Below are 15,431 nucleotides of genomic sequence, written 5' to 3'. Positions count from 1 at the left end.
CGCGAAAGCGTTGGGTCAGCCAACATCAATGTTGAATGATGAACCGCTTTCGCGAGCAAGCCCGCTCCCACATTTGACCGGGTCAGGCAGTCGCGGCCATGGCGTGCCGGCGATGGTGGACGTCGAGCTGGTCCTTGATCACGCGCAGCACCTTGGCTTCGTGTTCATGGATGAAGAAGTGACCGCCGGCCAGCATGTCCACGGAAAAACTGCCGTGGGTTTCCTTGCTCCAGCCGATCAGCTGTTCGGTGGTTGCGCGATCCTCTTTGCCGCCGAGCACGTGCACCGGGCATTTCAGCAGCGGACGCTGGATCGGCTCGAAACGGCCACACAGCAGGAAATCCGCGCGCAGGATCGGCAGTGTCAGGCTCATCAGTTCTTCATTGGCCAGCACTTCTTCGCTGGTGCCATTGAGGGTGCGCAGTTGCTCGATCAGCTCGGCATCGGTTTTCGGGTCGGCGAAACCCTGATCGTAATCAGCCCGCATCGTCGGTGCAGCGGTGCCCGAGGCGAACAGCGCCACCGGTTCCGGGCAACCCAGCGAGCGCAAGGCATGGGCCATTTCACAGGCCAGCAACGCGCCAAGACTGTGGCCGAACAGCGCGTACGGCGCCTTGAGCGTGGCTTTCTGTTCCTGGGCGAGTTGCAGCGCCAGGCGCCGCATGTCGGTGTGCAACGGTTCGCCGAACCGCGCGCCACGGCCCGGCAGTTCCACCGGCTGCAGCTTGAGCCACTCCGGCAGCTTGCGCCGCCAGCGGCTGTAAACCATGGCGCTCGCGCCTGAATAGGGCAGGCACAGCAATGTCAGCTGGGTCACCGGGCTTACCTCGAAAAGTTGTCTGCTAAGAGAACGGACGAGCGCCGCAGGGAATTAGTCGACGGTGATGACGCCTTCGCGGGCAAGCCTCGCTCCTACAGGACGCACTGAAGCCTGTGGGAGCGAGCGGGCGGCGATCCGACTTGCCCGCGAAGAAGACAGCGAGAAGTCACTGAATGAATACTTACCTAAGGTGGCGATAGGTTGGGACCGCGGAACCAAGCACCACCGCCCCCGCCGCAATCGCCACCCAGAACCCGCTACGCGCGCCAAACGCATCCACCAGCCAACCCGAGCTGGCCGCGCCAATCGCCACGCCGATGCTCATCCCCGTCACCAGCCAGGTCAGGCCTTCGGTGAGTTTGGCCGGCGGCACGATGCGTTCCACCAATGCCATAGCGACAATCAGCGTCGGCGCAAAAGACAGACCCGCGACGAACACGGCCAGCGCCAACCCGACAATATTGGTCGCCAGCAGCAACGGCAACGTGGTCACCGCCGTCGCCACCCCGCCGTACAGAAACAGTCGCGGCAGCGGCACTTTCGAGCGCAACGCGCCGAACGCCAAACCGGCCAGGCATGAACCGATGGCATACACCGACAACACAATGCTCGCCGCCGCCGGTTGCCCTTGATGCTGGGCGAAGGCCACGCTGACCACATCCACCACGCCGACAATGGTGCCCATGGCGACCATCAACAGCATCAGCAACTGAATTTCGCTGGAACGAATGATCGAGCCCTGATGGTGTTCTTCATGGGGATGTATCGCCGGTTCGGTGTCCCGTTGCAGAACGAACGCCGTGACGCCAATCGCCAGCATCAACAGTGCCGCCAATGGCCCCGCTTCGGGGAACACCACCACGCACAAGCCCACCGACAGCGGCGGCCCGACAATAAAACAGACTTCGTCGAGCACAGATTCCAGGGCGTACGCGGTTTGCAATTGCGGCTGGCCGCGATAGACCTCGGTCCAGCGCGCCCGCACCATCGCCGACATGCTCGGCATGCAACCGGCCAGCGCGGCGAACACAAACAGCGTCCATTGCGGCGCCTGCAAACGCGTGCACAACAACACCAGCAACAACGCGCCGCCACCGATCAGTGCCGACACCGGCAAGATCCGACGCTGCCCGAAACGGTCCACCAGCCGCGAAACCTGCGGCGCGCAAAACGCCGTGGCCAAGGCAAACGTCGCTGCCACCGCACCGGCCAATCCGTAGCCGCCCTGCAATTGCGAGAGCATGGTGATCAGGCCGATGCCGGTCATGGAAATCGGCATGCGTGCGATCATCCCGGCCAGCACAAAGGCTCGGCTGCCCGGGGCTTTGAACAGTTCGCGGTAGGGGTTGGCCATGGCTCGGCTCTCGACAAGGGCCTGCAAGTTGCCATAAGGCTGGTTGAGGGGAAAGCGGGTAATTGTTGGTTGAGTGTTAAGGCCCCATCGCCGGCAAGCCGGCTCCTACAGTGAAACGCGGTCAACTGTAGGAGCCGGCTTGCCGGCGATCGAACGTTAACGCGGTCCGCCTGCTAAAACACTAAGGCTCTGTGGCCCACACACCTACAAGCACTAAACAAAACCGCCCCGCCCCCGGAAAATCGTTTGTTGCCACTCATTACATCCCCACCTAACATCCCTCCTCAACGGGTACAGCGGAGCTGTCCAACAAAACCCGAATTCAAGGAACCTGAATGAGCCAGCGCATCTACCGCAGCATCGACACCCCACTCCGATCCGGCCTGAACCGCGATGAACTGTGGGAAGGCCCCGACAAAGGCCTGATCAAATGCTGGGAAATCGGCCGCCAACGCGCCGCCCGTTTTCCCGAAATGGCCCAACAATGCCTGGCCGGTGAACTGCCGGTGCTGGGCTGGAAAGGGGGCGTCAGCCGCAGCCTGAAGAAACTCGAAAAGTACGGATCCCTCAAGTACCTCGCCCAATGGCAAGGTTTGCGCGGGGAAGACCTGGACGTGGACCTGGCTGAAGAGCGGGCATTGACCTGCTCGCGAACCGGGATGGTGGTGACGTTTACGCCGGATCGGGCGAAGTACTTCAATCAGGTCATGGAAACGGAAGCCTGATCTGCCTCGGAACTCACCGAAAACCGCTCGCGATAGGCTTGTGGCGTCACGCCCATCGCCCGCAGGAAGCTGCGCCGCAACGTCTCTTCGCTGCCAAACCCGCACTGCACCGCGACCCGTTTGATCGGCACGCCGGTATCGCTGAGTAACCGCCGCGCCGTTTCGACCCGAATCAGTTCGATGGCCCGTGCGGGCGTCTGGCCGGTGTCGGCGCGGTAGTGACGGACGAAGCTGCGTTCGCTCATGCCAGCCTGCAAGGCGAGGGTCGGAACGCCCAGGTCCATGGTGAGGTTTTCGCTGATCCAGGCGTGAAGATCGTCGAAACGGTTGCCTTCCTTTTGCAACGACAGGGTCACGCTGAACTGTGATTGACCGCCCGGACGCTTCAAAAACACCACCAACTGCTGCGCCACTTCCAGCGCCATGGTGCGACCAAGGTCCTCTTCGACCATGGCCAGTGCGAGGTCGATACCGGCAGTGACCCCGGCCGAGGTCCAGACCGGGCCGTCATTGATGAAGATCGGATTGGGTTCGACACGCAAGCGCGGGTGTTTTTGCGCCAACTGCTCGCAACGGGTCCAGTGAGTGACCACCCGCCGGCCATCGAGCCAACCGCTGGCCGCCAGCAAAAACGCCCCGGTACACACCGATGACACGCGCCGACACCCCGCCGCATGCTCACGCACCCAGGCCACCAGCGCCTCATCCTCCGCCGCCGCATAAACGCCCCAGCCGCCGGCAATGATCAATGTGTCGCTGCCCTGCCCGGGCAACGGCTCGGCCACCAGCGCCAAGCCCGCCGACGACGTCACCGCCCCGCCGCCGCTGGCAATCACCGTCGGCGCGTAAGGCGGCGGCAAGCCTTTCTGGCGGGCAATGTCATTGGCCGAGGCGAACACCTGCAGCGGCCCGGTGACGTCGAGCAGTTGCACGTTGGTGAAGGCGAGCACATGGATAGTCTTGGGCATGCTTGGCGTAATTCGTGGGGTAATTGGCGTATACGCCAAATCCTACGAGCCTACAGTGAAGCCGTCCACCCACTTCACGAGAAAAACACCATGACGTTGCAGATCGGTTTTCTGTTGTTCCCGCAGGTTCAGCAACTGGACCTGACCGGCCCTTACGACGTACTCGCCTCGCTGCCGGACGTGAAGGTGCATTTGATCTGGAAAGACCTGATGCCGGTCACCGCGAGCACCGGCCTGGTGCTCAAGCCCACCACCACTTTCGATGATTGCCCGGCGCTGGATGTGATCTGCGTTCCCGGCGGCAGCGGTGTCGGGCCGTTGATGGAGGATGAGCAGACGTTGGCGTTCATCAAGACGCAGGCGGCCAATGCGCGGTATGTCACCTCGGTGTGCACCGGCGCGCTGGTACTCGGCGCGGCAGGTTTGCTCAAGGGTAAGCGCGCCACCACTCACTGGGCGTATCACGAGTTGCTTGGACCGCTGGGTGCAATCCCGGTGAAGGATCGGGTAGTGCGCGATGGCAATCTGCTGACCGGTGGCGGGATCACCGCCGGGATCGACTTTGCCCTGACCCTGGCGGCTGAATTGTTCGATAAGGACACGGCGCAATTGGTGCAGTTGCAGCTGGAGTACGCGCCGGCGCCGCCGTTTGAATCTGGCAGCCCGGAATCAGCGCCTCAGAGTGTTTTGGCAGAGGCTCATCGGCGTACGGCGCCATCGTTGCAGCAGCGGACGCTGATCACTGAACGGGCCGCAGCAAATCTCGGCTTGTAGGTAATCAATGCGGGCTCAGGTTCGCTCACACTCTGTGTACGACGGGGATGAATTGTAGGAGCCGGCTTGCTGGCGATAGCGGTGGGTCAGTCAACACGTTTATCGCCTGAACACACGCCATCGCCAGCAAGCCGGCTCCTACAGTAGATGTACGTAATGGCTGAGTCACTTTTCTACGGGCGAAAAAAAACCCGCCAGAGGCGGGTTTTTCCCAAGACCATTGTCGACTCCCTGTCGGTAGCGAATCCTTGCTGATGGTCGATCATCCGTGATCCTGAAGCGCTTCCTGTGCTTCAGTTGATGTGGCTAGATTACGCATCGGATCCAATGTGCAATAGACGACATAGCTACCATCGCGTGTAAGACATTCGCTATACCAGCCCTTCCGAAAACCCTTAGACGCCTCAGGTATCGAGCGCTCAAGCCGCGAGTTTCGCGGCCTGCAGCGGAGCTACGACGGGCAGCGCCTGCGCCATGGTGATCATTCTTCCTGTCTCACCCGGGCTTTGGCGGTTTCAGCCAAAAACTGTTCAATGTTGTTCATCTGTTCCTCCCAGCCCCGGCTGTCCATGCGGAAAGCCTTTTCGCGGCGTGTCTGGGGGATGTGATCGAAACCGGACTCGGAGACCTTGAGCAACGTACCTTCAGGGTGGTCCTCCAGTTCGAACTTCACCAGCGTGGTGGGTTCCTGGGAATAGTCGACATCCGCGCGCACCGCGTAGGGGTGCCAGCGAAACGAAAACACCCGCTCTGGCTCGACCCGCTCCACCAGCACATTCCACAAAACGTGCTCATAACCGGGGTACGTGACCTGCCCCTGAGTCCACTCACCGGCGACAAAACGCTTGCCTTCCAATGCCACGCCAAACCATTGCCCGAACGCTTCGGCATGGGCCAGCACACGCCAGACCTGCGAGCGCGGGGCTTTAAGCAGGATCTTCCTTTCGATGCGATCTGATGCTGGGTTCATAAGTCACCTCCTGTACTGAACAGTAGGCCTGTGTGACCACAAGTCCAACCCTAAAGTTGTACCAATCGGGCCTCTCAATCAACCTGCCTGAAATATTCGGCCGCACATCCGGGCCAAAGTTCGGCGCGGAGAACAAGAGTCACCGGGCGGGAGCTGCTACCGTTTGCAGGGACGACATTGACCGGACAAGGAAGATTCATGCAGCCCTCACTCACGGAACGTTATCGCGGCGCCCTGCTGGGCCTGGCCTGCGGTGATGCCGTCGGCACCACGGTCGAGTTTAAGCCACGCGGCTCGTTCAGGCCCCTGACCGACATGGTGGGCGGCGGCCCATTCAACCTGAAACCCGGGCAATGGACCGATGACACCTCAATGGCGTTGTGCCTGGCCGAAAGCCTGCTGAGCAAAAACGGCTTCGATGCCGCCGACCAGATGGGGCGCTACCTCAATTGGTGGCAACAGGGTTACATGAGTTCGACCGGGGAATGCTTCGACATCGGCATGACGGTGAGCGAGGCTTTGGCCCGGTATCAGCAAACCGGCGACCCCTTCGCGGGTTCAACCGATCCCTATACGGCAGGGAACGGTTCGTTGATGCGGCTGGTGCCGGTGGTTCTGTATTACTTCCCCGACCGCGACCGGATCAGGGCGTTTTCCGCAAACAGTTCCCGCACGACCCACGCCGCGCCTGAAGCCGTTGAGTGCTGCCTGTTGTTCGCCGAGCTGACAGGTAACGCGTTACAGGGCGCGGCCAAAGCGGATTTACTCCGCTTGCCGGCCACGACCTTCCTGGAGCCAAAAGTCGCCGCCATCGCACGCGGCGATTATTTCGACAAACCTGAAAGCGCTATCCGTGGCAGCGGTTACTGCGTCGCCTCGCTGGAAGCGGCGCTGTGGTGTTTTCATCACACCGACAGTTTCGAAGCCGCCATCCTGAAGGCCGCCAACCTGGGCGATGACGCCGATACCACCGCAGCCATCGTCGGTCAGTTGGCCGGCGCTTTCTACGGTGTCCAGGCCATTCCCGAACGTTGGCTGGCGAAGTTATACCTGCGCGAAGACATCGAGGTTTGCGCGGATCAATTGCTCAAGGCTTCAGGCGCTGACACCGCAAGTGAATGAGGCTTCGCTACACTGCACCTCTTCTTTTCCTGTCACAGCGAGTTTCCCATGAACCCACGCGTGCTCCTGGCGCTGACGCCATTGCTGTTCACCACCGTTGCCCATGCCGTCGATTGCGACAACGCCACCGACCAGGCCACGATGAATCAATGCGCGGCGCAGCAGAACAAGGCGGCGGACAAGGAGTTGAATGCGCTTTACCAGCAGATCACCGCGCGTTTGAAGGACAGCCCCGAGAGCAAGAAGCAGTTGATTGGCGCGCAACGGGCGTGGATCGGGTTCCGGGATGCCGAGTGCAGGTTTTCGGCGTCCGGGGTTGAGGGCGGGAGTGTTTATCCGTTGATTTACAGCAATTGCATCACGGACCTGACCACGGCTCGGGTGGAGGCTTTCAAAACTTACTTGAAGTGCCAGGAGGGGGATTTGAGTTGCCCGGTGCCGGGGCAGTAAGTTCTCTAGCGTTTTCCATGGCCTCTTCGCGGGCAAGCCTCGCTCCTACAAGGGATCACCGAAACCCGTAGGAGCGAGGCTTGCCCGCGAAGGCGTCCTTTCAGACGCCGCGATTACCGGACGAAAATCTGCGCCGTGGTAATCGCCATATCCCCACCCGGCAACTTGATGCTGCCCACCTGTTTCAGGCTGTCGGCATCAAAAATCGCCACATCGTTAAACGTCCCCGCCAGGTAAATCTTGCTGCCGTCCTTGTTGAAGGAAATGCAGTAGTAGGAATGATCCAGCGTCGCCGCCTGGAGCATTTTCTTTTCCTTGATGTCGTACTTCGCCAGGCGATTGAGCACGCCGAACATCAGGTTCGGGTCCTTCGGCGAGCGCATGCCGCTGAAGTAGATTTCCGTCAGCGGGCCGAAGTCGGTGGTTTCGGTCTTGCCGGTTTTCAGGTCGATGCTGAACAGCCCGTACAGGTACTCGGCGGTCAACGGATCCTGCTTCTTGTCCTTGAACTTTGCCGCGGTGTAGAGCAGCGAGAAGTCATGGCGATAGGTCTGCTGGTTCCACACGTAGAGCACGTCCGGTGCGCTGTAGTTCGCCCGTTTCCAGTGACGGCTGGGGATCAGCACGTCGAACTTGCCGGTTTTCACATCGACCTTGTAGACGTCCGCCCCGGCGACGTAAAGCGTGCCGTCGTCGCCACTCTGCATGATGGTCAGCTGCCGTGGCGCCGGGAAACTGCGCACGGGTTTGGCATCCATGCCGGCGTTGGTGGCGTAGACATCCAGTCGTGGCTGCTGAACTTCGTAGCGGTCATTGAGCATCAACGTCGGGTTGGCAACGGTGAACAGCTCCTTGCCGTCATGACTGAGGGTGAAGGCGAACATCGACTTCGCTTTCTCCCCCGGCTTCTGGGTGATGCTGGCGTGGAACACCTGTTTGCAGCTGTCCAGCTCGACGCCGTAGACATCCGCGTAGTGATTGTTCAGCACGTAAGCGGTCTTGCGATCCGGCGACAGCTGAACAGTGCCCGGACCAAAGGCGTCGGGCATCTTGCAGGTTTTGAACAGCGTGTCCGTGGCCAGGTCGATCACGTGCAGGTTGTTCGGGTAATTGGTGGTCAACATGTACTCGTGACCGTCTTGCAGAGCAGTGTTTTCATCGGCCAGAACAGTGAGCGAACAGGTGCTCAGGACGGCAAACGCGGCCAGGCCGCAGGCTTTGATGCTAGGCATGCTGGAATCCTTCTTGTCTGTCCGATCACTTGTCTTTAGGGAAGACAGTGCCAAGGTTGCGCCAGTTGTCGTTGGACGCCTGGGCATCCTTGTTCCAGTCCGGGTAGGTGCTCATCATGTCCGGCACCTGGGCCGGCCACCAGCAAGGGTCGGAGCAGCCATAAAGGTCGGCTTCCATCGGCTGGCACAGCGACGACACACCGCCAAACGCATCGATTTCCCAGCCCGGGTCGGTGGTCGAGGCGCAGCCCGCGACAGAGCTCATCGCCACCACTTCTTCGATGCGGTTCTCGGCCGCGGCTTCATCGAGTTTCAACGCTTTGTTATTGATTGCCTTGAGATGTTTCATATCAGTGAGCCTTGCGCGGAGTGATGTAGCTGCTGATAAACGCAGGGTTGTTGGCCATGATCCGGGTGTAGACCTCGATGCCGAAGTCGACCCAGTCACGCATCAGTTCGCAGTAGTGATAGGTCGGGTGGGTCGGGTCGCCGTAACGGGCGTAACTCTCGTGGTAGCAGCCGCCGGAGCAGAGGTTGCGGATCTGGCAGTCTTCGCAGCCGGTGTTGGTACGGTCGAGGCGTTGGGACAGGAAGTCGTTCAACTCCACCTGTTTCACACCGCTGTGTACGTTGCCGAAGGTCGGCAAGGACGAGCCGGTAAAGCGGTGGCACAGGTTCAGTTCGCCCTTGTGATCCACCGCCAGCATCTTCAGGCCCGCGCCGCACGGCAGGGCTTTTTTGTGGCCTTCGTGAATGTCGGTGATCAGCTGGTGCAGGTTGGAGAAACCGATGTTGCGGTGTTCCAGCGCCGCTTCCAGATAACGCCGACCGAGCGCCTTCATGTTGGCGAACACCTGAACCAGTTCATCGCTGGTGAGGTTGAAGCTGCTGATGTCGCCGGAAGTCACCGGAGCAAAGCCGACTTCGGCAAAACCCAGTTCGTTGAACAGGTGATCCCAGATGGTTTCGACGTCGGTGACGCCGGTGGTCAACGTCACTCGCGCGCCCACCGGACGGCTGTTGTAGCGCGACAGCAGCATCTCGGCCTTGCGCCGTACCACGTCATAGGTGCCCTGCCCGCCCACGGTGATGCGGTTGCGGTCGTGCACGGTTTTCGGCCCGTCGATACTGACGGAGAGCCCGAAACGGTGGGCGTTGAGGTAGTCCACGGTTTCTTCGGTGAGCAGCGTGGCGTTGGTGGTCATCACGAACTCGACGAACTTGCCGGCTTCGCGAAAACGCTTCTCACAGTAATCGACCATGTACTCGATCAGCTTGCGATTGCTCAACGGTTCGCCGCCGAAGAACACCACGGTGAAACGCTCTTCATCCGGGGATTCGCGCAGCAGCATTTCCACTGAAGCGATGGCCGTTTCAACGTCCATTTTCTTGCCCGCCGACGGCTTGTCGAGGTCTTCCTTGTAGCAGTAAGTGCAGCTCAGGTTGCAGCCGGTGTTGACGTTGAGCACCACGGTATTGATCGCGGTGCGCTCGACCCGTTTGGTGCCAATGTCCGGGGTCAGCGGCGAGCCGTCGCTGACCAGTTCCAGCGAGATCAGTTCGCGCAGGGTCTCGGTGATTTCTTCGCCGTTGAAACGTGCGGCCAGGCGCTGGATCAGGTCGTCCGACGAACAGCCTGGACCGCGCAAGGTGTCGATGATGGTGCCCGTCAGCTCATCGCTGGCGAACAGCGAACTGCTGGGAATGTGGAACAGCATGCGGTCGGCATCGACGTGCACTTCGTGCAGATTCCGCTCGACCAGATTCAAAATAGCGCCCATTGCAACCTCCTGTGCAGACCTCTTTTACGAGGCCTGCGGTCATTCCAAAAAGTGTCTGAAACGGTTAACGGTCAGCCAACTCATGGAATGGGTGGATTGTTCCAGCGTTGCACGGTGACGATCATGTGGCCCTCGCCGGTCAGGGATTTCCCTGCGTCGTCGACGGCGGCGATCACCTTGAGGTTGCCGGCATTGTTGGTGGACATTTTGCGTTGCGGGTTCGGCCCGGCATCGCCCGGTGTGAACACGCCGCTGTCAGCCTGCATGGTGCCGGCGAACTTGACGTCTTCGTCTTCCTTGGCGCGGTCGTCGAAGGCTTCGACTTTCCATTGCGCCGGGAACACGCCGATGCGATACGGTTTGCCGTCAGCGCCCTTGCCCCAGGCTTCGGCGTCAAAACGGCCCTGGACTTTCGGCGTCGAACCACCGCCCTCGCCGATCCGCGCCACCGAGAACTCGGGCACGACTTTGACTTCGGCGATTTTGCTGTAGACCGACAGGGTCGGGCCTTTCAGCGTGCCGACGGTGACGTTGCGCAGCCCCGGCTGGGCATTGGCGGCAGCCTTGAGCTTGACGCGCATACGCTGCGGACTTTGCTCCAGCACTTCGACCACTTCCACACCTTTGCCGAAGCTCGGTTTACCGCTGAGACCGCTGCCGATCAGGGTCACTTCTGACACGCTGCCGGCCTTGAGGTAACCCGGCTGCACCGCGAGCAAACGACTGCTGCCTTGCTTGGCCGCGACGAAGTCCAGCCCCCGTTCATCGTGCTCGGCCTCGAACATCCGGCCTTGCATCGCATTGCCCTGGGCGGCGAACACCTGGCGCATGGTCACGCCGTCGATGGTCACGTTGCCGCGCCATTCGTAGCCGGTGTAGAGAATCGCGCTGCCGTCGCCATTGAACGGCGTACCGTCGGCGTATTGGCCTTTGACGCTGACCTTGAAGGTGTCGTCGCCAGCGGCGGTCACGCTCATCACCCCGGCCAGTTCACCTTTGCCCGGCAAGTGGCCGCTGAAGCTCCAGTCACCGGCAAACGCTTCGGCTTTGGGTGCTGCGCTCAGCCATTTTTTCCAGGCCGGGTTGTCCAGCGGATAACGCTTGGCCAACAGCGGCACCATGTCTTTGCGGGCAATGTCGAACCAGTCGCGGTCGCGGGCCAACGCCTGGTATTCGAGGGACGGCCATTGACCGAGGTGGAAATTCACCAGGCGCTCCCATTCCTGGGCCGGACGCCGTTGCAAGGCGACCCGCGCACCGGAGTGGCAGCGACCGCACATCTGGCTGGTCTGGTCGTCGAACTTCTCGACGGTATTGAGTCGACGCTCCAGCGCGTAACGCACGCCGTCCGTCTCGCTCGGCGCCAGGCCCTGGGTGTCGGCCAGGTATTTGACCAGGGTACGGCGGTCGTCATCGCTGATCTGCAAACCATGCATGGTCTGCATCCGGGCGATGCTCATCAGCCAGCCTTCCGGGGTCTTGCGCTGGTGGCTGATGCGGCTCAGGGTGTTTTCGGCTTCAGGGGTGTGACAGCCCTGACAGGTTTCCTTGAGGATGGTCTGGGCGTCGCGGGCTGCCAGGCTGTCAGGCGAATGCAGCGCCACACACGCGGCCACGGCCAGCAGACTGACGCTCAGGCCTGATCGGAGTTTTCTCTTCATCAACGTCGAACCTCGCACGGTGCTTTCTTATTTTTGTGGCTTATCGTTTTTATGGTTTCTGCCGCCGGCGGCGCACCGCAGACGGAGGCAAGAGAAACGTCTGCGATGAGCAATACACGGAGCGTGCCAGCTTGCCGATTACCTTTTTTATCAAGCGTTTGCGTGAAGTTGAATGCGATTGGCCATGCTTGATCGAGAGCGCGTGCGTCTAATATCGCGACAGTTGTTGCAGTCTGAGACAAGCATAGATGCCTTAACCGGGACAGCTCATCGCCCGGCGATTGACGACAGTCCCGTGCGGGGGCGAAATGGTTGTTCACCAATTGCCGTTCAGGGGATAACGAAATGGCAAACATCACTGTCCTGGCGGGGGACTTTCTGCAGGGTGACGGAGAGTACAGAGACGGCGTTTTCACCTTGAGAACGTCGCTTCACCCGTGGCCCGGCATCACCCTGCCACTCTCCTCGTTCAAAAGCGTGGAAGTCGCCAACGAAGAGTCGATCAACAACATCAAGGACGCCATCGGCTTTGGCGTCGCCGGCGCCATGCTGCTGGGGCCCATCGGCGCGATTGCCGGTTTCATGCTGGCCGGAAAAGAAACCGAAGTGACCTTTCTGGCAACGCTGAAAGACGACAAAAAGCTGCTGGCTGCTGTTGATAGCAACACGTTCGACGAGATTTCCCGGAAAATAGCAGCTTGATTGCCTGACGCGAGCCGCACCGGCCTTCAACGGTGCGGCTTGTCGCCGGTTCAGATGGAATAGGTGGGATGAATGCTCTTGTGCGCCTCGATTTCCTGGCGCATGTCCGCCACCAGCGTGGCGATGGCATGGGGACTGTCCAGTGTCCACACCGGAACATGGGTGGCGATCAGGTCCACTTTGCCCGTCATGCAGTCACAGACCCGGATCGTCATGGACTGGTCCGCTTCCATGTTGCAGGTGCAGACGGCGGGTAGAAAACTGTGTTCGATGATGCTTTGAATTTCCAGGGTTGAAAGGAACATCGCAACCTCCCTTACGCCAGATGTATAGCAGGGGAAATGCTCCGTCATTTCACCACCGAGCCTGAAAATTCTATTCCCCAAAGGTGGGGGGCTCAAGGGCGCAACCCGGTTGCTCGTCGTCTCGACGGGTGGTCATCGGCGCTCAAGGTATCGCGCTTTGCGCCGATAACCTGCTACACCAAACGTTAAGGGAATGACGACATGGCAATTTCTTTAAATGCAGCCTTGATCCAGCCATCGGCCGCTCAGCTCAGCCAGTCCAGCCAACCACTGACCGCGAAAACGCTGACTGAAGACCTGCAGAAAACAGCGGTCAACATCAATCCGGCAGCGATTTACCATCCAGGCGATGAAACCCCGGCACCCAGCCCGACCATGGAATCGATCGAGACCTGGATCGGCCGATCCCAGTCACCTGACTTCCCGCAGGTTGCCGAGCGGCACAAAAATGCCCATCAATCGCTGAAATACTCCTTCGAAGAGTTCCAGTCAGCGTTGGCCCACGCCTATCCGGATCTCGCCGACAAAAAATTCGGCTTCACCATTCAAGCGGATGGAAGCCTCAAAGCCCTCAACAGTTCAGGCCAGCTCAGTTCTTCCGATATGAACCGGCTGAACAATCTGCTGAATGCTTCCAGTTCGCTGAAATCGGCAGCGAGCAGTTACCGCGACGCCTCCATCGACCTGGTGGCCGCCGACTCCGTATGGGGCGGCAGCTACGTGGGCGGGTACAACCTGAACAAGGAAAACTTCGCCAACACCATCGATCTGGGCGCTCTGTTCTTGAAGAAAGGCTCGGTGCCAAACGCTGAAACCCTGAACGGCTTCTTCTCTTCCCAGTTGTGGAGTAAAGGCGAGCGGATGACGCGGGAGACGGAAACGGTGATGTTGGCCGAGCGCAATAAGATCGACGTGACGGCCTGATTCCGACAACAGGCGCGGAGTGCCCGAATCAGCTCAGGCCGCATCGCTGGCCTGAGCTGAAAAAACCGTCTCTTGAATCTCAGCTGCCGTCGCGATTTGCGACAACACAGCGGAACCCGACGGCCCCGAATTTCATCCCACGCCCGCCGCCAAAGGGCTATCCGGCCCTTCCGGACAGTTGGCACAGCCATTGCGAAAGCCTCGTTCTCACGAACAACAAGAGGCCTCGCCATGACGCTCCCCTACCTGCTTCCCGCCACCTCGGCGTTCATCCAGCGCGCCCCGCGCATGCTTATCGGCGGCGACTGGGTCGAGGCTGCCGACGGCCAGACCATGCCACTGCACAACCCGGCCACCGGCGATGTGCTGTGCGTGGTGCCGCGGGCCACGCCCGAAGACGTTGACCGTGCGGTACTCGCGGCGCGTCAGGCGTTCGATGATTCCGCCTGGACCCGCACCCGCCCCCGCGAGCGGCAGAATTTGCTGTGGAAACTCGCCGATCTGATGGAACGCGACGCCGAACTGCTGGCGCAGCTGGAATGCCTGAACAACGGCAAGAGCGCGGCGGTGGCTCAGGTGATGGACGTACAACTGTCCATCGACTTCCTGCGTTACATGGCCGGTTGGGCGACCAAGATCGAAGGCTCCAGCGTGGAAGTGTCGTTGCCGCTGATGCCAAACGATCAGTTCCACAGTTTCATTCGTCGCGAAGCGGTGGGCGTGGTCGGCGCCATCGTCGCCTGGAACTTCCCGCTGCTGCTGGCCTGCTGGAAACTCGGCCCGGCCCTGGCCACCGGTTGCACCGTGGTGCTCAAGCCCGCCGACGAAACCCCGCTGACTGCCTTGAAACTTGCTGAACTGGTGCTGGAAGCCGGTTATCCCGAAGGCGTGTTCAATGTGGTCACCGGCACCGGCATCACCGCCGGTTCGGCGCTGACCCACAACCCGCTGGTGGACAAGCTGACCTTCACCGGCTCCACCGCCGTCGGCAAGCAGATCGGCAAGATCGCCATGGATTCCATGACCCGCGTTACCCTGGAACTGGGCGGCAAATCGCCGACCATCGTCATGGCCGACGCCGACCTGAAGACCGCCGCCGCAGGCGCTGCCAGCGCGATTTTCTTCAACCAGGGCCAGGTCTGCTGTGCCGGTTCGAGGCTGTATGTGCAGCGCAAGCATTTCGACAATGTGGTGGCGGACATCGCCGACATTGCCAATGCCATGAAGCTCGGCAACGGGCTGGACCCGAGTGTCGAGATGGGGCCGCTGATCTCGGCGCGCCAGCAGGAACGGGTTTACGGGTACATCGAAAAAGGTCGGGAAAGCGGTGCGACGATTGCCTGCGGCGGTGAACAATTCGGGCCGGGATTCTTCGTCAAACCGACAGTGATCGTTGATGTCGACCAGAAGCACTCGCTGGTGCAGGAAGAGATCTTCGGGCCGGTGCTGGTGGCGATCCCGTTTGATGATGAGGCCGATGCGTTGCGCATGGCCAACGACAGTCCCTATGGGCTCGGCGCGAGCATCTGGTCGAATGATCTGGCGGCGGTGCACCGGATGATTCCGCGGATCAAATCCGGTTCGGTGTGGGTCAATTGCCACAGCGCCCTGGACCCGGCGCTGCCGTTTGGCGGGTACAAGAT

At 60.6% G+C, this 15,431-nt stretch carries 16 protein-coding genes; 7 read left to right on the top strand and 9 right to left on the bottom strand.

Annotated features, from left to right (window positions below; translation table 11 throughout):
- Positions 1-82: 82 nt before the first annotated feature.
- Positions 83-817 (bottom strand): thioesterase II family protein, encoded by a 735-nt coding sequence (locus KGB25_RS13935; RefSeq protein ID WP_008032305.1) that lies wholly within the window; start codon positions 815-817, stop codon positions 83-85.
- Positions 818-1,001: 184 nt separating this feature from the next.
- On the bottom strand, positions 1,002-2,174 hold the full coding sequence (locus KGB25_RS13930) for an MFS transporter (protein ID WP_008039951.1): 1,173 nt from the start codon (positions 2,172-2,174) through the stop codon (positions 1,002-1,004).
- A 335-nt stretch (positions 2,175-2,509) separates the two neighbouring features.
- Between KGB25_RS13930 and KGB25_RS13925 the strand changes: the two genes are divergently transcribed.
- On the top strand, positions 2,510-2,899 hold the full coding sequence (locus KGB25_RS13925) for a hypothetical protein (protein WP_223435280.1): 390 nt from the start codon (positions 2,510-2,512) through the stop codon (positions 2,897-2,899).
- Here KGB25_RS13925 and KGB25_RS13920 read toward each other — a convergent pair.
- Complete coding sequence (locus tag KGB25_RS13920; protein WP_223435279.1) at positions 2,875-3,867, bottom strand: GlxA family transcriptional regulator; 993 nt, start codon at positions 3,865-3,867, stop codon at positions 2,875-2,877. The genes KGB25_RS13925 and KGB25_RS13920 overlap by 25 nt on opposite strands.
- Positions 3,868-3,957: 90 nt before the next feature.
- Here KGB25_RS13920 and inhA point away from each other — a divergent pair, with 90 nt between their 5' ends.
- Complete coding sequence (gene inhA, locus KGB25_RS13915) at positions 3,958-4,641, top strand: isonitrile hydratase (protein ID WP_223435278.1); 684 nt, start codon at positions 3,958-3,960, stop codon at positions 4,639-4,641.
- Between the two features lie 481 nt (positions 4,642-5,122).
- Here inhA and KGB25_RS13910 read toward each other — a convergent pair whose 3' ends face one another.
- Complete coding sequence (locus KGB25_RS13910) at positions 5,123-5,611, bottom strand: SRPBCC family protein (RefSeq protein WP_008039944.1); 489 nt, start codon at positions 5,609-5,611, stop codon at positions 5,123-5,125.
- Positions 5,612-5,809: 198 nt separating this feature from the next.
- Between KGB25_RS13910 and KGB25_RS13905 the strand changes: the two genes are divergently transcribed.
- Positions 5,810-6,733, top strand: coding sequence for an ADP-ribosylglycohydrolase family protein (locus KGB25_RS13905; RefSeq protein ID WP_223435277.1), 924 nt, complete (start codon positions 5,810-5,812; stop codon positions 6,731-6,733).
- Between the two features lie 48 nt (positions 6,734-6,781).
- Positions 6,782-7,183 (top strand): lysozyme inhibitor LprI family protein, encoded by a 402-nt coding sequence (locus KGB25_RS13900; protein ID WP_223435270.1) that lies wholly within the window; start codon positions 6,782-6,784, stop codon positions 7,181-7,183.
- Between the two features lie 113 nt (positions 7,184-7,296).
- Here the strand turns inward: KGB25_RS13900 and peaD are convergent, their stop codons facing one another.
- The 4 genes from peaD to peaA form a co-directional block, all read right to left on the bottom strand.
- The gene (gene peaD, locus KGB25_RS13895; protein ID WP_223435267.1) at positions 7,297-8,415 is read right to left on the bottom strand and encodes a quinohemoprotein amine dehydrogenase subunit beta; all 1,119 of its coding nucleotides are present in this window, start codon (positions 8,413-8,415) and stop codon (positions 7,297-7,299) included.
- A gap of 25 nt (positions 8,416-8,440) precedes the next feature.
- Positions 8,441-8,764 carry a quinohemoprotein amine dehydrogenase subunit gamma gene (qhpC, locus tag KGB25_RS13890; protein ID WP_008027961.1) on the bottom strand — a complete coding sequence of 108 codons (324 nt, stop codon included), beginning with the start codon at positions 8,762-8,764 and terminating at the stop codon, positions 8,441-8,443.
- Position 8,765: 1 nt separating this feature from the next.
- Positions 8,766-10,196: a quinohemoprotein amine dehydrogenase maturation protein gene (peaB, locus tag KGB25_RS13885; RefSeq protein WP_008027964.1), complete on the bottom strand. Its 1,431-nt coding sequence runs from the start codon at positions 10,194-10,196 to the stop codon at positions 8,766-8,768.
- A gap of 80 nt (positions 10,197-10,276) precedes the next feature.
- Positions 10,277-11,857 (bottom strand): quinohemoprotein amine dehydrogenase subunit alpha, encoded by a 1,581-nt coding sequence (gene peaA, locus KGB25_RS13880; protein ID WP_008039923.1) that lies wholly within the window; start codon positions 11,855-11,857, stop codon positions 10,277-10,279.
- 345 nt (positions 11,858-12,202) lie between these two features.
- Between peaA and KGB25_RS13875 the strand changes: the two genes are divergently transcribed.
- Complete coding sequence (locus KGB25_RS13875; RefSeq protein WP_008039921.1) at positions 12,203-12,559, top strand: hypothetical protein; 357 nt, start codon at positions 12,203-12,205, stop codon at positions 12,557-12,559.
- 50 nt (positions 12,560-12,609) lie between these two features.
- Here KGB25_RS13875 and KGB25_RS13870 read toward each other — a convergent pair whose 3' ends face one another.
- The gene (locus tag KGB25_RS13870) at positions 12,610-12,864 is read right to left on the bottom strand and encodes a DUF1652 domain-containing protein (RefSeq protein ID WP_008027970.1); all 255 of its coding nucleotides are present in this window, start codon (positions 12,862-12,864) and stop codon (positions 12,610-12,612) included.
- Between the two features lie 201 nt (positions 12,865-13,065).
- Between KGB25_RS13870 and KGB25_RS13865 the strand changes: the two genes are divergently transcribed.
- Together KGB25_RS13865 and KGB25_RS13860 are read left to right on the top strand one after the other, a co-directional pair.
- Positions 13,066-13,788, top strand: a complete 723-nt coding sequence (locus KGB25_RS13865; RefSeq protein WP_223435261.1) for a hypothetical protein — start codon at positions 13,066-13,068, stop codon at positions 13,786-13,788.
- A 231-nt stretch (positions 13,789-14,019) separates the two neighbouring features.
- Positions 14,020-15,431, top strand: a 1,412-nt coding sequence (locus KGB25_RS13860) for an aldehyde dehydrogenase family protein (protein ID WP_223435259.1), incomplete at its 3' end; no start/stop codon positions are given.

This window comes from Pseudomonas sp. BF-RE-21, assembly GCF_019947305.1.
Classification (GTDB): Bacteria; Pseudomonadota; Gammaproteobacteria; order Pseudomonadales; family Pseudomonadaceae; genus Aquipseudomonas; species Aquipseudomonas migulae.
The sequence above is the reverse complement of the archived record's forward strand: the minus strand, read 5'-3'. Positions and strand labels throughout refer to the sequence as shown.